General features: G+C 69.4%; 22 protein-coding genes and 2 pseudogenes. 6 read left to right on the top strand and 18 right to left on the bottom strand.

What is annotated here, in order from left to right; translation table 11 throughout:
• Nucleotides 1-101 precede the first annotated feature (101 nt).
• Entirely contained in the window at nucleotides 102-257 is a 156-nt protein-coding gene (locus QM774_RS04305) for a hypothetical protein (RefSeq protein WP_414974707.1), read from the top strand.
• A gap of 73 nt (nucleotides 258-330) precedes the next feature.
• Here QM774_RS04305 and QM774_RS04300 read toward each other — a convergent pair whose 3' ends face one another.
• From QM774_RS04300 to QM774_RS04285, 4 genes and pseudogenes are all read right to left on the bottom strand, one after another.
• A complete protein-coding gene (locus QM774_RS04300; RefSeq protein ID WP_414974706.1) occupies nucleotides 331-615 on the bottom strand; it encodes a hypothetical protein in 285 nt (94 codons plus the stop codon).
• Between the two features lie 5 nt (nucleotides 616-620).
• Nucleotides 621-1,451, bottom strand: a complete 831-nt coding sequence (locus QM774_RS04295) for an adenylate/guanylate cyclase domain-containing protein (RefSeq protein WP_414974705.1) — start codon at nucleotides 1,449-1,451, stop codon at nucleotides 621-623.
• Nucleotides 1,448-2,594, bottom strand: a pseudogene (locus QM774_RS04290) (DUF475 domain-containing protein). Before QM774_RS04290 ends, QM774_RS04295 begins: the two are co-directional and overlap by 4 nt.
• Nucleotides 2,595-2,607: 13 nt before the next feature.
• Nucleotides 2,608-2,889, bottom strand: coding sequence for a hypothetical protein (locus tag QM774_RS04285; RefSeq protein ID WP_414976588.1), 282 nt, complete (start codon nucleotides 2,887-2,889; stop codon nucleotides 2,608-2,610).
• Between the two features lie 161 nt (nucleotides 2,890-3,050).
• Between QM774_RS04285 and QM774_RS04280 the strand changes: the two genes are divergently transcribed.
• The gene (locus QM774_RS04280; protein WP_414974704.1) at nucleotides 3,051-3,398 is read left to right on the top strand and encodes an RNA polymerase-binding protein RbpA; all 348 of its coding nucleotides are present in this window, start codon (nucleotides 3,051-3,053) and stop codon (nucleotides 3,396-3,398) included.
• A gap of 60 nt (nucleotides 3,399-3,458) precedes the next feature.
• Here QM774_RS04280 and QM774_RS04275 read toward each other — a convergent pair whose 3' ends face one another.
• From QM774_RS04275 to QM774_RS04255, 5 genes and pseudogenes are all read right to left on the bottom strand, one after another.
• Entirely contained in the window at nucleotides 3,459-4,229 is a 771-nt protein-coding gene (locus QM774_RS04275) for a polyprenol monophosphomannose synthase (protein WP_414974703.1), read from the bottom strand.
• Entirely contained in the window at nucleotides 4,226-5,812 is a 1,587-nt protein-coding gene (gene lnt / locus QM774_RS04270) for an apolipoprotein N-acyltransferase (RefSeq protein ID WP_414974702.1), read from the bottom strand. Before lnt ends, QM774_RS04275 begins: the two co-directional genes overlap by 4 nt.
• Nucleotides 5,809-7,433 (bottom strand): annotated as a pseudogene (locus QM774_RS04265) (amidohydrolase). The gene lnt and the pseudogene QM774_RS04265 overlap by 4 nt, the downstream one beginning before the upstream one ends.
• 46 nt (nucleotides 7,434-7,479) lie before the next feature.
• Nucleotides 7,480-8,019 (bottom strand): FxsA family protein, encoded by a 540-nt coding sequence (locus QM774_RS04260; protein ID WP_414974701.1) that lies wholly within the window; start codon nucleotides 8,017-8,019, stop codon nucleotides 7,480-7,482.
• A 95-nt stretch (nucleotides 8,020-8,114) separates the two neighbouring features.
• On the bottom strand, nucleotides 8,115-9,374 hold the full coding sequence (locus tag QM774_RS04255) for a threonine/serine exporter family protein (protein ID WP_414974700.1): 1,260 nt from the start codon (nucleotides 9,372-9,374) through the stop codon (nucleotides 8,115-8,117).
• 32 nt (nucleotides 9,375-9,406) lie between these two features.
• On the opposite strand from QM774_RS04255, the gene QM774_RS04250 reads away from it, so the two are divergent.
• Entirely contained in the window at nucleotides 9,407-9,910 is a 504-nt protein-coding gene (locus tag QM774_RS04250; protein WP_414974699.1) for a hypothetical protein, read from the top strand.
• 9 nt (nucleotides 9,911-9,919) lie between these two features.
• On the opposite strand, the gene QM774_RS04245 is transcribed toward QM774_RS04250, so the two are convergent.
• A complete protein-coding gene (locus QM774_RS04245) occupies nucleotides 9,920-10,669 on the bottom strand; it encodes an SDR family NAD(P)-dependent oxidoreductase (RefSeq protein WP_414974698.1) in 750 nt (249 codons plus the stop codon).
• Between the two features lie 64 nt (nucleotides 10,670-10,733).
• Here QM774_RS04245 and QM774_RS04240 point away from each other — a divergent pair, with 64 nt between their 5' ends.
• Both QM774_RS04240 and QM774_RS04235 read left to right on the top strand, forming a co-directional pair.
• Nucleotides 10,734-11,135: a pyridoxamine 5'-phosphate oxidase family protein gene (locus tag QM774_RS04240; protein ID WP_414974697.1), complete on the top strand. Its 402-nt coding sequence runs from the start codon at nucleotides 10,734-10,736 to the stop codon at nucleotides 11,133-11,135.
• A gap of 23 nt (nucleotides 11,136-11,158) precedes the next feature.
• The gene (locus QM774_RS04235; RefSeq protein WP_414974696.1) at nucleotides 11,159-11,632 is read left to right on the top strand and encodes a hypothetical protein; all 474 of its coding nucleotides are present in this window, start codon (nucleotides 11,159-11,161) and stop codon (nucleotides 11,630-11,632) included.
• On the opposite strand, the gene QM774_RS04230 is transcribed toward QM774_RS04235, so the two are convergent.
• Entirely contained in the window at nucleotides 11,616-12,743 is a 1,128-nt protein-coding gene (locus QM774_RS04230) for a M24 family metallopeptidase (protein WP_414974695.1), read from the bottom strand. The two genes, QM774_RS04235 and QM774_RS04230, sit on opposite strands and share 17 nt — an antisense overlap.
• A 32-nt stretch (nucleotides 12,744-12,775) precedes the next feature.
• Here QM774_RS04230 and QM774_RS04225 point away from each other — a divergent pair, with 32 nt between their 5' ends.
• Nucleotides 12,776-13,711, top strand: coding sequence for a 5'-3' exonuclease (locus QM774_RS04225; RefSeq protein WP_414974694.1), 936 nt, complete (start codon nucleotides 12,776-12,778; stop codon nucleotides 13,709-13,711).
• A gap of 13 nt (nucleotides 13,712-13,724) precedes the next feature.
• Here the strand turns inward: QM774_RS04225 and QM774_RS04220 are convergent, their stop codons facing one another.
• From QM774_RS04220 to pafA, 7 genes are all read right to left on the bottom strand, one after another.
• Nucleotides 13,725-14,006 (bottom strand): DUF4333 domain-containing protein, encoded by a 282-nt coding sequence (locus QM774_RS04220; RefSeq protein ID WP_414974693.1) that lies wholly within the window; start codon nucleotides 14,004-14,006, stop codon nucleotides 13,725-13,727.
• A 622-nt stretch (nucleotides 14,007-14,628) separates the two neighbouring features.
• Nucleotides 14,629-17,484 (bottom strand): DEAD/DEAH box helicase, encoded by a 2,856-nt coding sequence (locus QM774_RS04215; protein ID WP_414974692.1) that lies wholly within the window; start codon nucleotides 17,482-17,484, stop codon nucleotides 14,629-14,631.
• Between the two features lie 3 nt (nucleotides 17,485-17,487).
• Nucleotides 17,488-18,474 (bottom strand): twin-arginine translocase subunit TatC, encoded by a 987-nt coding sequence (tatC, locus tag QM774_RS04210; protein ID WP_414974691.1) that lies wholly within the window; start codon nucleotides 18,472-18,474, stop codon nucleotides 17,488-17,490.
• A gap of 21 nt (nucleotides 18,475-18,495) precedes the next feature.
• Nucleotides 18,496-18,753, bottom strand: coding sequence for a Sec-independent protein translocase subunit TatA (tatA, locus tag QM774_RS04205; protein ID WP_414974690.1), 258 nt, complete (start codon nucleotides 18,751-18,753; stop codon nucleotides 18,496-18,498).
• Nucleotides 18,754-18,854: 101 nt separating this feature from the next.
• Complete coding sequence (locus QM774_RS04200; RefSeq protein ID WP_414974689.1) at nucleotides 18,855-19,826, bottom strand: helix-turn-helix transcriptional regulator; 972 nt, start codon at nucleotides 19,824-19,826, stop codon at nucleotides 18,855-18,857.
• Nucleotides 19,823-20,815, bottom strand: a complete 993-nt coding sequence (locus QM774_RS04195; RefSeq protein ID WP_414974688.1) for a helix-turn-helix transcriptional regulator — start codon at nucleotides 20,813-20,815, stop codon at nucleotides 19,823-19,825. The genes QM774_RS04200 and QM774_RS04195 overlap by 4 nt, the downstream gene beginning before the upstream one ends.
• A 15-nt stretch (nucleotides 20,816-20,830) precedes the next feature.
• Nucleotides 20,831-22,189, bottom strand: coding sequence for a Pup--protein ligase (gene pafA / locus QM774_RS04190; protein ID WP_414976587.1), 1,359 nt, complete (start codon nucleotides 22,187-22,189; stop codon nucleotides 20,831-20,833).

The following is a 22,189-nucleotide window of genomic DNA, read 5'->3' as shown; positions in this document are numbered from 1 at the left end:
CAGATGAACGGAAGGTGAACACGCGGCCAATGCCGCTTGACATCTTCTGTACGGACGGTTACAAAGGTATGGACACGAACCAACGAAAAGAGGAGGACGACATGTCGAATCGCGTCAGTCCCGATCTCGCCACCCGGATGCGTACCTACACGCGCCGCGTGGGCCAGCGGATCACCATGGATCCGAATCAGCGTCTGAACATGCAGGTCGCGCACACCCCGCTCGCCGTTCTCGGCGCTTCGCGGCGCACGATCTGACCGACATCGAATCGACGACGACCCCCGACCGATCCGGTCGGGGGTCGTCGTCTTTCACGCGAGCGGTTCGAGGTCAGCGCCTGTGGGACCTGGTGAGGTGCCACCATCCGCAGACGCACTCGTACGACGACAGCGCCTGAACCCGTCTCCCCGCAGACAACGCCAGGATCGCCGCGGTCGCCGCATCGGCCGACACGTAGGCGATCTTCTCCGGAGTCGGGCAGTCGTGTTCCGGATAGCTGACGTTCGACGCGGGCCGCACCCGTGGACGTCGGGCCATCTCGGTGCGGAACTCGATCGCCCGATAGAACTCCTCGAGTTCGTCGTCGCCGAAGCCCCCGCGATCCTGACCCGCCACGGACGTCACACCACCGGAGGCAGGGTTTCGCCGTCGTAGCGGGGCACCACCCGGTACGCGCGCAGATCCTTCGGAACGCCCTTCGCCCGGAACCGCTTGCGCCGCACCACGTAATCCTCGGTGCCCACCACGTCGAGAGTGGTCTGGCTGACGTACACCTCGCCGGCACCGGCCGCCGCACAGACCCGGGCCGCGATGTTGACGTCGACGCCCAGGAAGTCGTCGCCGACCGCCCGCGGCGCCCCGGTGTGCAGACCGGCACGCAATGCCGGGCGATACGAATCGAGGTGGATGGCGCTCACCGCGCCGGCCGCCTCGAACGCGGCCTCGATTCCCTCCCGGGGATCGGCGAAGACCGCCATCGTGCCGTCGCCGAGGGTCTTGACTACATGTCCCCCGTGCGACCGGATCACCTGGGCACAGGTCCGGTTGACCTCGCTGAGCAGGGTGAGCACCTTGTCGTCGCCGGCGCGGAGCGCCCACCGCGAGAAGTCCACCAGATCGGTGAACAGGATCGTCGCCGGGCGCGGCTCGGTCGGATCGGGAGCCTTGCCCCTCCAGAGGGACTGCCACAGAGACACCGACGCGAGTCCGAGTTCACGGACCGCACTCGGACGCTCAGCCGCCATATCGTTGATCGCATCGGCGAGCCGGTCGAGCGTGGTCGCGCCGCCGGGGACCGTGTCGCCGGGGACCGTGTCGCCGGGCGCCATCCGTCGCGCGAAACGGGCGGCCCTCACCATCGGCTCGCTCGAATCGGTCCGGGCCAGGAGCTCGGACGCGCGCTTGAGCGGCTGCCGCCGGACGGCGGGCTCGCCCGGATCCGGGATGTTCACGATGTCGAGTCTAAGCGGCGGACCGCGCAGGCGGCCTGCGCACGGTCGCGCCGATTCGCACGGACGCTCGACAGGACCGCGGCGCCGATGAAGAAGACGCCGATCAGACCCGTGACCACCTCGTTGACCTCGACCTTCAGGCTCACCAGCAGCAGAACGGCCAGTGCGCCGATCGCCCAGTGCGCACCGTTCTCCAGAAAGCGGTACTCACTCAGCGTGCCGGCCCGCACCAGGTAGATCGTGATGGATCGGACGAACATCGCACCGATGAAGCCCAGTCCCAGGGCGATGAGAACAGGATCCGAGGTGATGGCGAACGCACCGATCACACCGTCGAACGAGAACGACGCGTCGAGCAGCTCGAGATACAGGAACAGGAAGAACGCCGCCTTCCCGACCTGCTGGACGGGTTTCGGGCGCACCGGTGGACCGGTCCTCGGCCAGGTCGGCGCCAGATCGTCGTCGGCCTCCTCGTCGTCCGGGTCCGAGTGCGAAAACAGTGAGGTGAGGCCCTGCACCAACAGGTACATGAGCATGCCGAGACAGCCGGCGATCATCACCGTGGCACGCTCGTCCGACGGCACGACCGACGCCGCGATCAGCAGGACGGCGAGCGCGACGACCACCGACGCGTGCCGAAGGCGGCCGATGATCGCCAGCGGGCCCTCGATGTGGCGGAGCCAGAACAGGCGATCCGAATCGAAGAAGTAGTCGAGGAAGAGCAGCAGCAGGAACATGCCGCCCAGTGCGGCGATCTGGGGATGCGCCTGCGTCAGGAGCGTCTCGTAACTCGGGCGGCCGTCCGCGAAGTGCGAGGCGCCGCCCGGTGGCGGGTTCAGAGCCGAGATGCATGGCCTGCGCCGGGTTCAGGCCGGCGGCCGCCCAGACGATGAGCAGTGGGAACAGCACGCGCATGCCGAACACGGCGATCAGAACGCCGACGGTCAAGAACATCCGTTGCCAGAAGGCACTCATCCGCTCCAGGACCGTCGCGTTGATGACCGCGTTGTCGAACGACAGCGAGACCTCCAGCACCCCGAGCACCAGACACACCAGAAGGGCGTCCCATCCCCCGTAGGCGAAGGCGACGCCCAGTGCGACGATCGTGACGGCGATCGACACCCCGAACACGCGCAGGATCATCGACGAGACCTCATCAGCGCAGCCTCTCGGCATCGCGGGCGGCCTCAACGAGGTCCGCCGCCATCTGCGTCAGCGCCGACGCGTCCTCGCCCTCCGCGAGAGCCGTCGAAAGGTCTTCGGCGGCGCAGCGCAGCGCGAACATGCGATCGCCGAGCTCGGCCACCTCGCTCGGCGTGAGGATCAGCGCGTCGGCGGGAATAGCGGTGCCCTCGGTGAGCGTTCTCTGTTCGTAGGCCCGCTGCCGGCACGACTGCTTGCAGTACTTCCGGCGGCGGCCACGCTCGGAGTCGACCATCTCGCGGCCGCACCAGGCGCAGGTCTGGCGTTCTCGACGGGTCGCTGCGGGCACGGATAAAAGGTACCGCGTCCCCGTCGAGTACCCACGCGCGACCGGACGCGTACCATGGATGTTCGGGTCCGACCGGACCGAAGACTTTGTGAGAGGAGCACGCCACCATGGCTGATCGAGTACTCCGCGGTAGCCGTCTCGGCGCAGTGAGCTACGAGACCGACCGCGATCACGATCTCGCGCCTCGCCGCATCGTGCAGTACCGGACCGACAACGGCGAGATCTTCGACGTTCCGTTCGCCGACGACGCCGAGGTCCCGTCGAAGTGGCCGTGCAAGAACGGCATGGAGGGCACCATCCTCGAGGGCGCCGAGCCCGAGGAGAAGAAGGTCAAGCCCCCGCGCACCCACTGGGACATGCTGCTCGAGCGGCGCAGCGAGGACGAGCTCGAAGTTCTCCTCAACGAGCGTCTCGAACTGCTCCGCCAGCGCCGGCGCGGTGGCGGCAGCGTCTGATCCTCAGAACAGAACAAGGACCCCGGTGCAGTGGCGCCGGGGTCCTTCTCTGTCTCCGTCCTATCGCCGGAAGCGTGCGGTGCGGCCCTGCCAGCCCCACTTCGCGACATTCAGGAACGATTCGGCGATCACGCCGCCGTCCATCTTCGACTCGCCGATCTCGCGTTCGGTGAACGTGATCGGCACCTCGACCACGGTGTAGCCGGCCTGCAGCGTCCGCCACGCCAGATCGATCTGGAAGCAGTAGCCGGCCGAGTCGATGCCGTCCAGGCCGATGCTGCGCAGCACGTCCGCGTGATAGGCGCGATAGCCGGCGGTGATGTCCTTGACATCGGTCCCCAGGGCCAGCCGCGCGTAGGTGTTGGCGCCCTTCGACAGGTACCAGCGCCGCTTGGGCCAGTTCACCGTCTTACCGCCGGGCACATACCGCGAACCGATCACCAGGTCGGCGCCGTCGTTGACGGCGGCGAGCAGACTCGGCAGCTGCTCGGGAGCATGACTGCCGTCCGCGTCCATCTCGATGATGACCGGGTAGTCGCGGTCCAGGCCCCAGGCGAAGCCCGCCAGGTACGCCTTGCCGAGACCGTCCTTCACGGTGCGGTGCATCACGTGCACCCGCTTCTTCGTGTCGTCGGCGGCCAGTCGATCGGCCACGTCACCGGTGCCGTCGGGGCTGGAATCGTCGACGACCAGGACATGGATGTCGGGGACCGCGTCGAGGAGTCGCCCGACGATGAGGGGCAGGTTCTCCCGTTCGTTGAACGTCGGGATCACCACGAGACCGCCGGCTCCCTGCGGTCCGACGATCTGCCCGGTCTTCTGATCGGTCATGCTCGCGTCTCCCCTTCCCGTTCGTCGTCTGGCCGAACCCAGAACGTATCGAACCTAGTATGTCGACGGGCCGCGAACAAAAACCCCAGCAGTGCGCAGACCACCACGATCAGCTGCGGCAAGGCCCCGAGCCGGACCGCGAGTGTCCGGTCCGTCCGCAACGGGAGATTCGTGCTGAGCACGGCAGGATCGAAGATCCGGCTGTTGGTGACCACCCTGCCGTCCGGGGTGATCAGGGCGCTCACTCCGCTGGTGGCGACCACGGCCGCCGAGCGATCGGTCTCGACCGCACGCACCTGCGACATGGCCAGTTGCTGATAGGTCATGTCGGTGTAGCCGAAGGTCGCGTTGTTGGTCGGCACGTACAGCAGTTGGGCGCCTTCACGCACCGCTGCCCGCGGTGCCCGGTCGAAGGCGATCTCCCAGCAGGTCGAGACACCGACGACGACGTCGCCGCGGTCCGTCGGGACGGCCAGGACCGACGGCCCCGAACCCGCTTTGAAGTCGCCGGCGCGGTCGGCGTACGAGGAGAACTTCGAGAAGAATCCGCGCCACGGAAGGTATTCGCCGAACGGCTGCACGATGTGCTTGTCGTAGCGGCCGGTCGGCGCATCCGCCGGCGTCCCGCCGTTCTCGGTCCACAGCAGCACGGAGTTCGTGGGCCGACCGTCCTGATGGTCCACGAGCAGGGTCCCGAACAGCAGCGGCACGTCGTTGAGGCCGACCGCGCTGCGGATCTCCTCGGCCGCGTCCGGATTGTCCAGCGGCGAGATGTCCGAGGCGTTCTCCGGCCACAGCACCACCTCCGGGTGAGGCCGGGTACCGGCGTCGACGTCCTGCTTGAGCGCCATGGTGGCCCGGAGGTGGTTGTCGAGCACCTGACGGCGCTGCTCGTTGAAGTCCAGGCCCATGCGTGGCACCCCGCCCTGGACGGCGGCGACCTGGAGGTGCCGGCCCGTGTGGGGGTCGGGCATGGTGAGGCCGGCGACGGCCGCCGCGGTCAACGGCACGACCGTCGCGATCACGCCGGCGGGCAGCAACGACCGGTCCTTACGCAGCGCGGCGATCGTCAGCTGGGCGAGGCCGGCGCCGGCGAGGGCCACGACGAACGACAGTCCGGGCACGCCGATCCAGCGGGCCACCGGCAGCAGCAGCCCGGTGTTCTGGCTGAAGGCGGCCGCGCCCCACGGGAAGCCGCCGAACGGGAACGACGATCGCAGCCATTCCACCGCCACCCAGACGACGGCGAACCACACCGGCGCGGCGGGCAGGCGTGTGACGACGGTGGCCATCACACCGAACAGCGTGCAGTACAGGGCCATCACCACCGACAGTGCGATCCATGGGAGTGCCCCGACGAAGACACCGATCCAGGGCAGCAACGGCAGGAAGAAGGCCAGACCGAACAGGAGGCCGCACAGAGCACCCGTCCGCACCCGCGGTCGTCCCACGGTCAGGCAGGCGTACAGCAGGCCCAGTGCGGGCAGCGCCAGGAACCACAGGTCACGGGGTGGGAAGGCGGCGAACATCAGGCCGCCTGCCGCCGCCGAGGCGAGCGGGCGCACCCACGGGCGGACGGTCACCGGAGTTCGCCGTACACGAACTCGCCGTCGGCCATGGTGGCCACGCATTGCGGCAACGTCGCTCCCGGCGACACGTCGGGCAGGGCCGGAACCCGCGATCGGGGGTCGGTCGACCACCGCTGAACACCCTCATGCAATGCCGCGACCACCAGGTCCTCGACGTCCCAGACGGCCAGAATGCGCCGGGGCGCCCGGGACCAGGGTGCCGGTCAATCCGTCGTTGATCCCGGCGGCGCGCCAGCCGCCGCGGGTGGTGGCCGCGAATGCGGCGCGCGGGGAGATCGCGCTGAGCGGATTGTGATGGTGTGCCGCCGCGCGGACGGTGGCCCACGGGTCGATCGGACAGACCGGCGAGTCGCTGGAGAACGCCAGGGAGACTCCGGCCTTCGCCAGCCCGGCGAAGTCGTTGAGTCGTGCGGCCCGCTCCCCCAGCCTCTGCTCGTACAGGGCGCCGTTGCCACCCCACAGGGCGTCGAAGATCGGCTGCATGCTGGCGACGGCTCCGCATCGGGCGAACAGCTCTGCCTGCTCAGCGGTGACCATCTCGGCGTGCTCGAGCCGGTGGAAGCACCGAGCGAGCGCGGGCGTGCCCAGTTCGGCGGCCAGTGTCGACATCGCCTCAGCGACCATGGCGGCCGCCGCGTCGCCGATCATGTGGAATCCCGCCTGGATCCCGGCTTCGGTGGTGGCCCGCAGATGGTTCAGCACCTGGCCGGGGTCGAGGTACGCGACCCCGGAGGTGTCCGGGAGGTCGGAGTACGGCGACGACAGCAAGGCGGTATGGGATCCGAGGGCGCCGTCGATGAACAGGTCGCCGCCGATGGCGTCGGCGCCGGTCTCGGTGACCACGGCGCGTGCTTCGTCGGCGGTGCCGACGCACTGTCCCCAGTAGCGGCGGACCCGGACGGGGTGATCGAGTTCCTGCAGTGAGGTGAAGTCGTCGCGGCCGCTGATGTCGGGTCCACCGTTCTCGTGGACGGCGACGACGCCTCGCGACGCGGCGTGATCGAGCGCGCGCAACTGCGCACGACGGCGGCCGGCCGGGCTGATGAGAGCGCGCGCGGCGGCACGGACTCGATGGTGCGCCCCGGCGACGAGGGGTCCCTCCGGGTCGTATCCGGGTTCGTCGGACAGTCCCGGCACCAGACGCCGGAGAGCCCCGGAGACCACGGCCGAATGTTCGTCGATCCGTGCGAGGTAGACGGGACAGTCACCGGTGACCGCATCGATGTCGGTGGTGGTCGGCGCGGTGTCCTCCCCCGCTCCCGCATCGCCCCACGCCGACGAATCCCAGCCGAGGCCCCACACGATGTCCTCGTCGGGGTGGGCCGCGGTGTAGGCCGCCAGTTCACGCAGGCAGTCGGTACGGCTGCGGGCCCCGGTCAGGTCGAGTCCGCCCAGAGCCAGGCCGGTATCGGTCGAGATGCAGGTGGCAGTCGACGAAGGCCGGCCCGACGAACCGCCCACCGAGATCGATGACCTCCGCATCCGGGTGCAGCGCGCGGCCGACGTCGTCGGTGCCGACCCACACGACGGTGCCGTCGGTGATGGCCAGGGCGGTGGCGTCGGGAGTGGCCGGCGAGGAATACACGGCGCCGCCGAGAAGGAGCTGGGTGGTCACGCCTCCCAGTCTCTCAGACGACGGGAGGCCGCCACCGGCGGTGTGGTCAGTGTTCGCGGGCGGGAGGGAGCGCCGGATGCTCGACCCGCACGCTGCCGTCGGGGTTGCGGATCGTCGTGTCCACGACGCTGCCGTCGATATACCCTTCACCGGCCACGGTGCCGTCGACGACGGTGCCGTCGACATAACCGCTCGGCGCCATCCGGACCAGGGTGACGCGGTCCACGAGCTTGTTCGCGCGCTGGGTGGCCGCCGCGGTCACCTTCGGCTGCAGTCGCTGCCGCACCGGCGGAGCCAGCAGGACGAGACCCGCCACCGTCGACACGACACCCGGCAGAGCAGTCAGGCCGGCGGCCCCGGCGAACAGAGCCGAATGGCTGAGGGTGTCACCGGGCGACACCTCGTTGCGAAGGGCTCGGCGGGATTCCTCCCGCAGTTCCCGTGCCCGGCGGCCGAGCACCGCCACCCCGACCGCGGTGGCCGCGACGGTGATGACGATCGCCCACGCCCAGCCCAGGAAGTGCACCATCGCCCAGAACGCCGCGATCTCGGCGACCACGTATCCGGCGAACAACCACTTCGTCATGTTCCGACCTTCCCACTCCGGTACCCCCGCTCCGGCACACAGCGCACCGGGTTCTGCTGGGTACAACGCACGAGAAGCCCGTTTTGCTCCCGGGCTCAGATCCGTTCGGCGACACGGTCGCGGATGGTGGCGAGCATGAAGCCGAAGGCGACACCGACGCCGATGCCGACACCGGTCAGCAACGCCATCAAAAAGTCCTCGGTACCGGACTCGCCCAGCACGGTCTTGGCGATCCCCTCGTACACCGTCAGTCCGGGAATGATCGCGCCGGTGATGCCCATCAGGGCCAGCACCCCGATCGGGTACGGGCTACGGCGCTCCCAGAAGGTGGAGGCATAGCCGAGCACTGCGGAGGCGACGATCGCCGCCCACACCCCGGGGAAGTGGGCGAGGTGGATCAGGGATTGATTGACCCCGGCGGTCAGGAGGCCGATGCCCGCCGCGGGAAGAAGCAGATCGCGGGAACCGCCGTTTCCGAGTGCGTTCGCCACGGCGCCGATCATCGAGAACACGAGGCCGAGCACCAGGGGCAGCGTCGGGAGTTCCACGACGTGCTCGCCGGGCCGATCGATGGAGGCCAGGACGGTCAGCACCGCCGCCGCACCGAGAGCGACGCCACCGCCGCCGAGCAGGACCACCACACCGCGGGCGAGGGCGCTCATCGGCCGCTCGTAGACCAGGTCGACGGTCAGCGCGATCAGTACCGGCAGCGGAATCGTCAGGAGCCATGGCACACCGACGGCGGCGGCCGCGTCCATCCCGTGAATCAGATGAACCAGATAGGCCAGCGCCACCAGACCGGCGGCGAGCACCGCCTGCGCGGCCGAGGTGAAGAATCGGCGTATCCCCCACCGGCCGGCGGCGACGCCGAACAGCGTCACCGGGATCTGCACGACCGCGGTGACCAGCGCGGGAATCCAGCCGATACCGACCTGCAGAGCGATCGCGAAGGCGAGGACCGCCATTCCTCCGGTGATGGTCCACACCCGGGGGCCGCTGCGGGCGGCGATCGTCTCGAGTCCCGAGTCGAGCCCATCGGCATCGAGACTTCCGTCGCCCACCCGGCCGGACAGCAAATGCAGCTCCTTCATCTTCTGGCAGTCGATGGCACCGAGCGAATCGAGCGGCACGGTCCGCGCCACGGTCTGGCCGTCGTCGGTCACGTACTGGACGGAGACGGCGGTGCCGAGGTCGAGGAGTGCCCCGTCGTTCAGGCCGAGGCCGTAGGCGCAGCGGTCGCCGATCACGAAGGCCTCCCCGGTGGAGAAGCCCGATCCGATCAGCGCGGCGATCAGCCGGGCAAGCGCGTCGACGTCGCGGCGGGCGGCGTCGAATCCGGTCGATGACGGGGACACGAGGCCAGATTAGCCGGGCTAATCTCGGGGATGTGTCGAGTTCATCCGTGGAGATCTACCGGCTCCGGATCCGCTTGTCCGACGGCCGGATCGAGGCCGAGGCGCTCGACGCGATCGCGTCGGCCGCCGAAGAGTGCGGCGATCTGTGCCTGTCGTACACCTCGTCCGCCGATCTTCACGTGCCGGAGGTTCCCGCACACCGCGTGGACGACCTCCGTGCACGGATCGGCGAGCACGTCGATCCGGAGCGGGTCGACACCGTGCCCTCCCCCGTCGCCGAGGAGAAGCCCGTCACCGACAGGCCGACGCGCATCGGCTGGTTCGGCGGCGACGACGGCCTGGTGGAACTCGGTACCCGGACACCGGGCTCGATGCTGTCCGCGCGCCAGGCGCGATTCCTGGCCGCCATCGGCGTGCCTCTCACCTTCACCGCGCGGCGGGAGATCCTGATCACCGGACTCGGTGAGGGGGTCGCGGAGACCGTGGTCCGAGTGCTGGCGCCGATGGGCTTCGTCTTCGACGCAGATGCTCCCTGAACCCGGGCCTCAGCGCGACATCCGGCGCCAGATCGGCCGCGGCACCCAGCGAGTCGCCAACATCACCGGGCGCAGCCGGCCGGGAACCGCCACCTCCGTCTTGCCCTTCCGGTAGGCGGCGGCGACCGCCTCGCCGACCTGGTCCGGGGTCACCGACATCGGCGCCGGCTCGGTGCCGGAGGCCATCAGATCCTTCGTCATGTTTCCGATCACGAAGCCCGGCCGCACCAGGAGGACGCGGACGCCGGTGCCGTGGAGGGCGTCGGAGAGTCCGCTCGCGAATCCGTCGAGACCCGCCTTGGTGGAGCCGTACACGTAGTTCGCCTTCCGCACCCGCACTCCGGCGATCGACGAGAAGACGATGATGGTGCCGCTCCCCTGGGTGCGCATCACGTTGGCGACGAGCGTGATGACGCTGATCTGCGCGTAGTAGTCGGTGTGCGCGATCTGCAGGGCGTGTTCGACGTCCGTCTCGGCGCGTGCCGCGTCGCCGAGGATGCCGAAGGCGACGACCGCCGCTTCCAGGGGTCCGTAGTCGTCGGCGATGCTCTGCACCAGTGCCGGGTGAGAACTGACGTCGTCGGCGTCGAATTCGACCGCCACCACGTCCGTCGCGCCGGCGTCGAGCAGCAGCCGCCGTTGCGGATCCAGGTCGTCGGAGCGCCGGGCGGCCAGCACCACCCGGTTGCCGGAGGCGAGCCGCTGCGCGGTGGCGACTCCGATCTCGCTGCGTCCGCCGAAGACCACGATCGTTCCCATGCCGTCATTGTGTCATCGGACCTGTGTCATCGGATCGGCCGGACCGCGCCGGTAGGCTGGCGGCATGGCGCACTCGATCGGAGAGCTGAGTCCGCAGGCCCGTGAACTGCTGCGCGAGTATCACCTCGCCTCGCTCGCCACTCTCCGTTCCGACGGCACACCGCACGTGGTGGCGGTCGGTTTCACCTTCGATCCGGAGGCCGGTCTCGCCCGGGTCATCACGGTGGACGGCAGCCAGAAGGTGCGCAACGTCGAACGTTCCGCACGCGCGTCCCTGACCCATGTCGACGGTCCGCGCTGGCTGACCCTGGAGGGTCCGGCCCGGGTGGTCCGGGAGCCGGCCGCGATCTCCGATGCCGAGCGCCGGTACGCCGACCGCTATCGAGAGCCCCGCCCCAATCCGCAGCGCGTGGTCATCGAGGTGACCCTGACGCGGGCGATGGGTTCGGCCGGCATGTTCGCCTAACGTCACTGTCCCGCGATCCCCGATTGGCGGCCGCACTCGGCTGGATCACCACCGCCCTGGGTTCGTTCGCCTTCTTCATCCTGCACCTGTACAGCGCCGTCGGCGGGCTCACCGTCGACGTCGACCACGGTCATGCGCATGACCACGGCGGAGAGTCGTACGCGCCGCTCGCCGACCACAATTCGGCGATGACCTGGGAGGTCACCGCCTTTCTGATCTGGGCGATCGTTCCCATCGTCATCACCCTGGCGTTCCGGGCGCGGGGCGCCGCGTGGGCCGCATTGGTGATCGGTGGCCTGTTCGCGCTCGGCAACGTCGGTGACGGCATCAATCATGCCGTCAGCGAGAGCGCACCGGCGCCGTTCGTCCTCGCCCTGCTCGCCGTCGGCGTCCCCGGTGTCCTGGCGGTGCTGGCCTCGCTCCGGTGGGCCCGCGCCGACGCGGTGATTGAGCAGGCCGACGCCGAGGCCGAAGAACTGGTCAGCGCAGCACGCTGAGACCGTGGGGCCGCGTGTTCAGCGCGCGGCCCCCGTCCTCGGTCACCACGACGATGTCTTCGATCCGCGCGCCCCACCGGCCGGCGAAGTAGATTCCCGGCTCCACACTGAACGCCATACCCGGTCGCAGCACGAGGTCGTTGCCCGCGACGATGTACGGCTCCTCGTGCACCGACAGACCGATACCGTGACCCGTGCGGTGAATGAAGTGGTCCGACAGCCCCCCATCGGCCAGCACCGCCCGGGCCGCGTCGTCGATACTCGCCGCGGTGACGCCGGGGCGGACTGCGTGCAGGGCCGCTGCCTGCGCCTGCTCGAGCGCGTCGAAGGCGCCCGCGATCTCGTTCGGCGGGGCGGTGAAGCAGTAGGTTCGGGTGGAGTCGGAGTTGTAGCCGACCGCGATCGGTCCGCCGATGTCGATCACCACCACGTCGTCGGGGCCGATCAGCCGGTCCGAGTGTTCGTGATGCGGGTCGGCGCCGTTCGGACCCGACCCGACGATCACGAACGCGGCCTCGGTGTGCCCCTCCTCGACGATCGCGGCGGCGATGTCGGCGGCGACCGCCGCCTCGGTGCGTCCGGGACGCAACCATTCACCCATCCGGGCGTGCACCCGGTCGATGGCGGCGCCCGCTTCGGTGAGCGCCGCGATCTCGGCGTCGTCCTTGATCATCCGCATCTCCCGCAGCACCGGCGTCGCCAGACGGACCGGCGCACCGGCGAGATCGGACAGCGGGATCACGTGCAGCGCCGGTAGTGCGTCGGAGACCCCCAGCGCGGAGACTCCGCCGGACAGCCCGTCCAGAGCGAGCACGTACGGGTCCTCACCGTCCACCCAGTCCCGCACCGTCAGGCCGAGGTCCCCGATCGCGGAGTTCCGCAGACTCGCCAGTTCCATCCGCGGCGTCACCACGAACGGATCGCCGTCAGCGGGCAGAACGAGGGCGGTCAGCCGTTCGAACGTGTCGGCGACCGCACCGGTCAGGTAGCGCAGGTCCGGCCCTGTCCCGATCACGAGTGCGTCGAGCCCGGACTTCCGTGTCAGTTCCGCCGCCCGCTCCAGCCGCCGTGCGTAGACGTCGCTGCCGAATCGGGTCGCCTCGTTCGTCATGACGCCAGCCTATCTGTGAAACAGTGGCTGTCATGGGTCAGCTGATGCTCCTCGACGGCGCGAGTCTGTGGTTTCGTTCCTTCTACGCACTGCCGGAGAAGATGACCTCCCCCGACGGGCGTCCGGTCAACGCGGTGCGGGGCTTCATCGACACGATCGCCGCCTTGGTCACCACGCATTCCCCCACCCGGCTCGTGGTGTGCCTGGATCTCGACTGGCGACCGGCGTTCCGCACGGACCTGATTCCCTCGTACAAGGCCCATCGCGTGGCCGAATCCGGTGACGGCAGCGCCGAGGAGGTGCCCGACACCCTCACCCCGCAGGTGGACATGATCCTGGACGTGCTCCGGTGCGCGGGGATCGAGACGTCCGGGGCGCAGGGCTGTGAAGCCGACGACGTGATCGGGACCCTCGCGTTCACCGAGTGCGTCGACGACGTGCTGGTCGTCAGCGGCGATCGGGATCTGCTGCAGGTGGTCGCCGACGACCCGGTCGCCGTCCGGGTCCTCTACGTCGGACGCGGTCTGGCTAAAGCGGAGCTGATGGGACCTGCGGAGGTCGCCGCGAAGTACGCGGTGCCGACCGAACGCGCCGGCGTCGCCTATGCGGAGATGGCGATCCTGCGCGGCGATCCGTCCGACGGCCTGCCGGGCGTCAAAGGTATCGGAGACAAGACGGCGGCCAAGCTGATCACCGAGTACGGCGGGCTGGACGGGCTGGAGGCGGCCGTGCGGGAACCCGATGCGCCGATCTCGCCCCGCATCGTGGCGTCGCTGGAGTCGGCCGGCGACTATCTCGCTGCCGCCCGGACTGTCGTGGCGGTCCGCACCGACGCCGCCACCGTCGCTCGCCGCGGCGACGACACGCTGCCGACGACACCGGATGATCGGGCCGGGCTGGACCGCCTCGTCGGCGAGCTGGGCATCGGCTCGTCGGTCGATCGGCTGGCCACCGCCCTGCACTGGTGACTCCGCGGCGCGGTCAGTCCTGAGGCTTGCTGACCGAGTACTGGTACTTGTCGTTCTCGATGATCACCTTCACGTGCTTCTTCTCACCGTCGACGGTGACCGTGCATGTGAACGCGTGGCCGGCTTTGGCGGGCTGACCCGAAGGACACGCCACGTCGGTGACGCCGGTGATGCCGTAGCCGACGTCGTGGTTCCGGTCGGTGAGAATCCGCACCACGCCGTCCTGCACGGCGGTCTGCGACATCATCGGCCCGGCCCATTTCGGCCACACGTAGGCGGTCAGGAGCAAAATCACGCCGATGACGCCGGCGAGCCCGCCGCCGACCGCGATCCGGCGGCGGAGCAGACGCTGTCGGTCGACGGATGCTGCGATACGGACGGGCCGTCCGGGCCCCGGCCCGGGAGCCGGACGCCGCCGCGGCGGTGCGGCGATCGGACGTGCACGAGCCGTGGCGCCGGCGGGCGGGCGCGGCGGTGTTCCCGCCGCCGGACGGGGCGGGCGAGGTGCGGCCGGAGGGTTCCGATCACCGGGCGGGCGGGTCCGCGGGGGTCGCTGCCGGACAGGGCCGCCCGGAGTCACACCGCCCTGGGGTGAGCCGCTCGGCGCCGGCGGCCGCGACGGCCGTCCGGAGGACGGCCGTCCGGAGGGAACCGGCGGCGCCCCGGCCGGACGACGGTCCATCGCGGTTCTGCCGGGCGGAGGTGTGCGCCGCCCCGGAGGGGGCGGCACCCGGCGCGCCGTCTCATCGCGGGGACGGGCCGGCTGAGCCCGCGTGGGGGCGTTGTACGGCGACGCCGGATCCGACGGCGATCCACCCGGTGCCCGGCGCGGCGGCCGACCGGGCCGCTGATCGTCGTCACGGGTGGTCATGGTCCTCAGTCTTTCGCCGGAGTCGGACTAAAGGTACCGCAGGAAGTCACTCCAAACCGGCTGCCACGACACCGCGTCGCAGGCTCTTGGCCGCCCGCCGCGCGGCTCCCGCGAGTGGGGTCTCCGGGTCGACGCTGGCTCGGATCTGCTCAAGGAGATCGATCACCTGACGGTTCCAGCGGACGAAGTCACCCGGGGACAGCAACTGTCCTCCGGCCGAGGCCGCCGTCAGAGCCTCACTCAGTGAACGACCGGCCGACCACGCCGACACCGCCGCACAGAAACCGGTGTCGGGTTCACGAAGCCCGATCACCTCGGAACCCTCGGCGGTGTGTCGTTCGCAGACCTCGTTGGTCCGTTCCCACACCGCCAGGGTGTCGGTGAGCGCATTCCGCACGGTCGCGCTTCCCGGCATCGAGTCGACGCCGCCACCGAAGGCGTCGCGGCGGGACTGGTAGACCATGGCCGAGGCGACGGCCGCCAGTTCCGGCGGGGACAGGCGGTCCCAGATGCCGGCACGGATGCACTCGGCGACGAGCAGGTCGGTCTCGCAGTAGATGCGCCGCAGAACGTCGCCGGTGGGCGTCACGTTCAGCCCTCCCGCACCGTCGTCTTCGAGGTAGTCGAGTTCGATCAGGACCGCGGTGACCGCGTTGAAGTCATTCTCCAGACGTGAGACCCGCTGGGTCATCGAGTCTTCGAGGGCGGTGATCTCGCGGCGGACCCGGTTACGCGCCTCCGCGAGCCGGAACAGCTCGTCGGTCCCCTTCATCCGGTGCACCGGATGCGATCGCAGCCGGTTGCGCAGCGCCGTCAGTTCCCGATCATGGGTGGACTGCTTCTTCTGCTTGGCCGACCGGCCGATCGGCCGGGTGATGCCGGTGTCCCGGAGAGCGCGTGCGAGTTCCTTGCGGCCGCGGCCGCTGCGCCGGTCGGCGCCCTTCGGGATCCGCATGTGCCCGAGGACCTCGGGCGGGTTGACGAAGTCGTCGGCCCCCACCCGGCCGGCCCATCCGTCGTCGGTCAGTACCAGTGGCTTCGGATCGTTGTGGAAGGCGGCCGGTTCCAGTACGACGGCGAGTCCGCGGTGCCGGCCGGCCGACACCGCGATGACGTGTCCTCGTTTCAGTGAGGACAGTTCCTCGCCGATGGCCGCTCCGCTCTCCATGCGACGGGCGAACCGGGCCTCCCGTTCGTGGGCCCGGATGTCTTCGCGCAGCGAGGCGTACCCGAGGAACCCGGCGTACGGGTCGTCGCCGGCGTCCTCGCCGACCGTGCCGCCCGGGTCGATGCCCTTGGCGTCTGCCGCCTCCGCGAGTTGAAGATCCATCCGACGGAGCGTGCGGCGCGCCTGATCGAGTTGCCGTGCCTGTCCGACGACAGAACGATCCGTCTGGAATTGGGCGAACGATCGGCGCAGCAGATCCCGTGACCCTTCGACGCCGAGCCGGTCGACGAGGTTGAGCACCATGTTGTATTCCGGTGCGAAGGAGCTCTTCAGCGGGAACGTCCGGGCACCGGCCAGGCCGGCGACGCGTTCGGGCACCACCTCGGGTGTCCACACGACGACGGCGTGGCCTTCGACGTCGATCCCCCGTCGGCCCGCCCGGCCGGTGAGCTGTGTGTATTCGCCGGGGGTGAGGTCGACGTGGGCTTCGCCGTTGTACTTCACCAGGCGTTCCAGCACCACCGAGCGTGCCGGCATGTTGATGCCCAGGGCGAGGGTCTCGGTCGCGAACACCGCCCGGATCAGCCCGGCCGAGAACAGTTCCTCGACGGCCTGCCGGAACGCCGGCAGCATCCCGGCATGGTGCGCGGCGAATCCGCGCTGCAGACCCGCCCACCAGTCGTCCACGCCCAGCACCTCTGCGTCACCGGGTGCGAGCTCGGCGAGATGGCGCCGAACGATCGCGTCGACCTTCGGCACGTCCTCCGGTTCGAGAAGGTTGAGATCACTCCGCAGGCACTGTGCGAGTGCCCCCTCGCACCCGGCGCGGGAGAAGATGAAGTCGATCGCCGGGAGCAGGCCCTCATCGTCGAGCCGGCGGATCAGGCGCGGACGCGACACCGTGGGTCCGCGTCCACCTCGCCCGCCACGACCCCGGCGGCGGTCGTGTCCGCGGTCGTCGTCGGCCAGCACGCGGTGCTTGATGTAGCGGGAGAGCTCCGGATCCACCTTCGCGCGGCGGGAGCCGCCAGCCGATGCGCCCCGCCGGTCGAAGAGTTCGAAGAGCCGGTCACCGACCAGCATGTGCTGATCGAGCGGCACCGGGCGATGTTCGTCGACGATCACGTCGGTGTCACCGCGGACCTCGGAGATCCAGTCACCGAACTCCTCGGCGTTGCTGACCGTCGCCGACAGGGACACCACCTCGACCTCCGGGTCCAGCCCGAGGATCACTTCTTCCCAGACGGCCCCGCGGAAGCGATCGGCGAGGAAATGCACCTCGTCCATCACCACATGCGACAGCCCCGTGAGAGCCGGTGAGTCCGCGTAGATCATGTTGCGCAGCACTTCGGTCGTCATCACGACGATCGGCGCCGACGAGTTCACGGCGTTGTCTCCGGTCAGCAGCCCCACGTTGTGGGCGCCGTGCGCCTGCACCAGGTCGTGGTACTTCTGATTCGACAGCGCCTTGATGGGCGTCGTGTAGAAGCATTTCGTGCCCCGGCTCAGCGCCAGGTAGACCGCGAACTCGCCGACGATGGTCTTGCCGGCACCGGTGGGCGCACAGACGAGCACTCCCCGCCCGTCTTCGAGTGTTCGGCAAGCACGGACCTGGAAGTCGTCGAGGTCGAAGCCGACCGTGCCGGCGAAAGCCGTCAGGATCGGTCCGTCGCCCGTGTTCTGGTCGCCTGTGTTCTGGTCGCCCGCTGTCTGCTCGCCCGTGTCCGTGCTCATCGGTCAGAGGACTTCGTCGAAGCCGCCGGGCGCACGCACCGAATCGCGGGTGCTGGTGGCGACCGGGGTCGGGGCGCCGACCGGGGCGGGTGAGTCGATGGGCGACGGGGTGTCGATCGGTGAGGCTTCGTCGTCGGACAGATTCTCCCAGCCGGGACCACGCTTGGCCTTGCGCTTGTCGTGGATCCGCGCCACCTGGATGGCGATCTCCTGGAGCAGGCACAGCGCCAGCGCCAGACCGGTCATCGTGAACGGATCACCGCCGGGGGTCGCGACGGCGGCGAACACGAACATGGCGAAGATCAGGCCGCGGCGCCACTTCTTCAGCCGCGTGTACGGGAGCACGCCGATCATGTTGAGCGCGACGATCAGCAGGGGCAGCTGGAAGCTGACGCCGAAGATCAGCAGCAGGTGCAGCATGAAGCTGAAGTAGGACTCGCCGGAGAGTGCGGTCACCTGGACCTGGTTGCCGACGGTCAGCAGGAAGTCGAAGGCCTTGGCGACGATGAAGTAGGCCAGCAGGGCGCCCGCCACGAACAGCACGCCGGCGACCGTGACGAAGGTGGCCGAGTAGCGGCGTTCGTTCTTGTGCAGTGCCGGAGTGACGAAGCGCCAGATCTGCAGCAGCCAGACCGGGCAGGCCAGGACGATGCCTGCGGTCAGCGCCACCTGCAGGCGGAGCATGAACTGGTCGAACGGTCCGGTGGCGAGGAGGCGGCACTGCCCGTCCCCGGTGATGTCGGCGCGAGCCGTGGCCGGCAGCTGACAGTACGGACGGCGCAACAGTTCGCCGAGCGATTCGATCGGTCCGACGCCGTGGCTGTACCAGAAGAAGCCGACGATGGTGGTGAGCACGATCGCGACGATCGAGACGATCAGTCGGTAACGGAGCTCGTAGAGATGCTCCGCGAGCGGCATGGAGCCGTCGGGGTTGACTTTGCTGCGCCGGCGCCGCGGATCGAGGCGCTGCAGCAGAGCGGGTGTGCGCACGCGCGGAAGAGGCCCGTCCCGCTACTTGTCGGCGGGATCGTCGCTGGTCTTCGGCGCCGGAGCGGCAGCCTGGTCGGCGGCGTTCTGTTCCGCCGACGGCAGTTCCTTGGGCACCGGGGCGGCCTTGTCCTTGTCACCGGTCATCTCGCTGACCTCGGACTTGAAGATCCGCAGCGACTGGCCCAGGCCGCGCGCCATCTGAGGCAGCTTGGCCGAACCGAACAGGAGCACCAGGACGACGATGATGACGATCCAGTGCCAGGGCTGCATTGCACCCACGAGAAACCTCCGAATTGGCTCCGGGACCTCAGCGGTCGGATCCCGGACTTCTACTGTCTCATGCTACCCGACCGGCTTCCGGCGGGCGGGTCGCCGGGAGGTCAGCCGTCGTTCGAGTAGCGGTCCCGCGCGGCGGCCGTGGAGGCCGCCATCGCAGCGAGCACCTTCTGCGCCTGGTCGTCGTCGGACACCAGCCGGACCCGTCCACCGAAGCCCTGCAGCAGGCGGGCCAGCCATTCGGGTGACGCGTAGGTGATCCGGGCACGGATCGGCAGGTCGGGATGATCGGCGGGGTCGGTCTCGGGCTCGGCGGCGTAGTACTCGAGCACCCACCGCTCCCCCGGATCGATCTCGATCACGGCGACCGGAAGCGCCTCGTTCTGGGCGGGCATGGCGACCGGTGTCGCGGCGGCCTCGGCCGGTGGCGACGACGGCTCGTCGAGGACCTCGGCGGCCTGGATCCGGTCGAACCGGAACAGTCGTCGCCCATCCGATTCGCGGCACCACGCGTCCAGGTACGTGTGGCCGTCGACCACCTGGACGCGGATCGGGTCCACCGTCCGCTCGGTCACCTCGTCCCGGCTCGGCGTGTAGTAGGTCATCCGGAGCGCGCGGCGATCGGTGACCGCACGCCGCACCGTGGATGACGATGCGGGTTCGGACACCCCCGACGCGGGATCCGCCACCACTGCGCGCGACGACGATCCGACCGCGTCCTCCAGCTTCGCCATCGCCCGGCGCACCGCGTCGGCGTCGAGCGCGCCCCCGGCGTCGAGCAGCATGCGCAGCGCCACCAGCAGCACACTGGCTTCGGTGCCCGTCAGTTTGAGCGGCCGGTCCATGCCGGCGGTGAAGCCGACGGTCACGTATCCGTCCCAGAACTGGATGTCGATGAGATCGCCGCCCCCATAGCCCGGCAGGCCGCACACGAACAGCTGCTCGAGATCCTTCGTGAGCTGGGCTTCGCTGACGCCGAGTTCGGCCGCCGCGGCCGACACCTTGATGCCGGGCCGGGCCAGGAAGTACGGGACCATCGCGAGCAGCCGCGAGAACCGGCTCGGTGCAGCGCTCATCGCGAGGCTCCGATCGACGCGGCGAGCGCGTCGAGCTCGGCGATCGCCTCGTCACGCAGGTCGGCGGGCTCGAGGACCACCACATCCGGTCCGGCGGACAGGACCGCCCTCAGCAGACCGGACCTCGACCGGATCGGCACGACGGCCTCATCTCCCGGTTCGCCGTTCCAGTCCCGGCCGGTGAGGCTCTGCGCCGACCGGCGCAGGTCGTGTGCCCGCCCCTCCTTGAGCCAGAGGATGGCGGTGGCCGGCTCGCCACCGGCGGCACGACGCACCGCGGCGGCGACCAGCCCCTGCAGGTCGGCGTCGGCCGGTACCGAGACGGCACCGGCGTCACCGATGGCCGTCACGTCGGAGATCCGTGAGACCCGGAACGTCCGGACCTCGTCACGGTCCCGATCGTGACCGACCACGTACCAGCGGCCCGAGTCGCTCACCACACCCCAGGGCTCCAGCGACCGTTGCGCCGACGAGGCCGCGGTGCGGTGGGTGAACGTGACCGCTCGGCCCTCATCGATCGCCGCGAGAAGCGCCCGGACGGCGCGCTCGTCCCCCACCGACCGCCCGCCACCGGCCTGGGCGAAGCCGAGTTCCTCGGGCGGAGTCACGTCGACGCCGGCCGCGCGCAGCTTCAGGACGGCGGTCTGCGATTCGACCGCGACGTCGGGCTCGTGCCAGAGTGCGGCGGCAGCGGCGACCGCGGCGGCCTCATCGCGCTCCAGGGTGATGTCCGCCAGGGCGTAATGCTCCGGTTTGATCAGATAGCCCTCTTCCCCGGACAACGGGGTATGACCGGTCTCCACCGGGATGCCCATGGCGCGCAGTTCGTTCTTGTCGCGCTCGAGCATCCGCTTGAACGACTCCTGGCTCTGCTCGGCATCGGAGTAGCCGGCGACGTTCTCCCGCAGGAACTCGGCCGTCACGTAGGTGCGCGCCGACATCAGGCAGATGACGAGGTTGAGCAGGCGCTCGGTCTTAACGGTGGCCACGCGTCGAGTTTAGGGTCACATGGACGCGATCAGGCGTTCGACGCGCTCGTCGACGTTGCGGAACGGGTCCTTGCACAGAACGGTGCGCTGGGCCTGATCGTTCAGCTTCAGGTGCACCCAGTCGACGGTGAAGTCCCGTTCGGCCCGCTGCGCCGCCGTGATGAAGTCGCCGCGCAGTTTCGCCCGCGTGGTCTGCGGTGGATTCTCGACGGCGTCGTCGATCTCCTCGTCGGAGACCAGTCGCGCCGCCAGACCCTTGCGGGACAGGACGTCGAAGACTCCCCGGCCCCGGCGGATGTCGTGGTAGGCGAGGTCGATCTGGGCGATCTTCGGATCGTCGAGTCCCACCCCCAGACGGTCTTCGTAGCGCTGAAGGAGTTTGCGTTTGATCACCCAGTCGATCTCGGTGTCGACGGCGCTGAAGTCGCCCGACTCGACGGCGTCGAGCACCCGCCCCCACAGGTCCACCACGAGGTCCATGGTGGCGTCCGGGGTGCGGTTCTTCAGGTGGGTCACCGCCCGCGCATGGTATTCGCGCTGGATGGCGAGGGCGTTCGCCGTCTTGCCGCCGGCCAGTTTGATCTCGTGGCGGCCGGTCGGATCGTGACTGATGTCGCGGATGGCGCGGATCGGATTGTCCAGGGCGAAGTCGCGGAACGAGATGCCCGATTCGATCATCTCCAGCACGAGCAGCGCCGATCCCACCTTCAGCATGGTCGTGGTCTCGGACATGTTCGAGTCTCCGACGATCACGTGCAGGCGCCGGTACTTCTCGGCGTCCGCATGCGGCTCGTCGCGGGTGTTGATGATCGGACGCGATCGGGTGGTGGCCGACGAGACGCCCTCCCAGACGTGGTCGGCGCGCTGCGACAGGCAGTACTGGGTCTGATTGCCGACCGACAGGACTTTGCCGGCACCGCAGATCAACTGCCGGGTCACCAGGAACGGCAGGAGGACGTCGGACACACGGCCGAACTCGCCGGTGCGCGTGACCAGATAGTTCTCGTGACAGCCGTACGAGTTGCCCGCCGAGTCGGTGTTGTTCTTGAACAGGTAGATGTCCCCGCCGATGCCTTCGGTGGCGAGCCGATGCTCGGCATCGATCAGCAGATCCTCGAGGATGCGTTCACCGGCACGGTCGTGGACCACCAGTTGCCGCACCGAATCGCATTCGGCGGTCGCGTATTCGGGGTGCGAGCCGACGTCCAGGTACAGCCGTGAACCGTTGGGCAGGAAGACGTTCGACGATCGGCCCCAGGCGACGACACGACGGAACAGGTAGCGAGCCACCTCGTCGGGGCTGAGCCGGCGCTGGCCCTGGAAGGTGCAGGTGACACCGAACTCGGTCTCGATGCCCATGATCCGGCGCTCCAG

This window comes from Gordonia sp. (in: high G+C Gram-positive bacteria) (assembly GCF_047600565.1).
Classification (GTDB): domain Bacteria; phylum Actinomycetota; class Actinomycetes; order Mycobacteriales; family Mycobacteriaceae; genus Gordonia.
Note: the sequence above shows the minus strand (reverse complement) of the source record. Positions and strands in the feature narration are given on the sequence as shown.

Coding starts and splice junctions, on each gene's coding strand:
- QM774_RS04230 (WP_414974695.1), bottom strand. CDS start 12,743: ATGACGAACGAGGCGACCCGATTCGGCAGCGACGTCTACGCACGGCGG.
- QM774_RS04275 (WP_414974703.1), bottom strand. CDS start 4,229: ATGACCGATCAGAAGACCGGGCAGATCGTCGGACCGCAGGGAGCCGGC.
- QM774_RS04215 (WP_414974692.1), bottom strand. CDS start 17,484: ATGAGCACGGACACGGGCGAGCAGACAGCGGGCGACCAGAACACAGGC.
- QM774_RS04280 (WP_414974704.1), top strand. CDS start 3,051: ATGGCTGATCGAGTACTCCGCGGTAGCCGTCTCGGCGCAGTGAGCTAC.
- QM774_RS04245 (WP_414974698.1), bottom strand. CDS start 10,669: ATGGGAACGATCGTGGTCTTCGGCGGACGCAGCGAGATCGGAGTCGCC.
- QM774_RS04285 (WP_414976588.1), bottom strand. CDS start 2,889: ATGGTCGACTCCGAGCGTGGCCGCCGCCGGAAGTACTGCAAGCAGTCG.
- QM774_RS04240 (WP_414974697.1), top strand. CDS start 10,734: ATGGCGCACTCGATCGGAGAGCTGAGTCCGCAGGCCCGTGAACTGCTG.
- QM774_RS04260 (WP_414974701.1), bottom strand. CDS start 8,019: ATGACGAAGTGGTTGTTCGCCGGATACGTGGTCGCCGAGATCGCGGCG.
- QM774_RS04200 (WP_414974689.1), bottom strand. CDS start 19,826: ATGAGCGCTGCACCGAGCCGGTTCTCGCGGCTGCTCGCGATGGTCCCG.
- QM774_RS04305 (WP_414974707.1), top strand. CDS start 102: ATGTCGAATCGCGTCAGTCCCGATCTCGCCACCCGGATGCGTACCTAC.
- QM774_RS04225 (WP_414974694.1), top strand. CDS start 12,776: ATGGGTCAGCTGATGCTCCTCGACGGCGCGAGTCTGTGGTTTCGTTCC.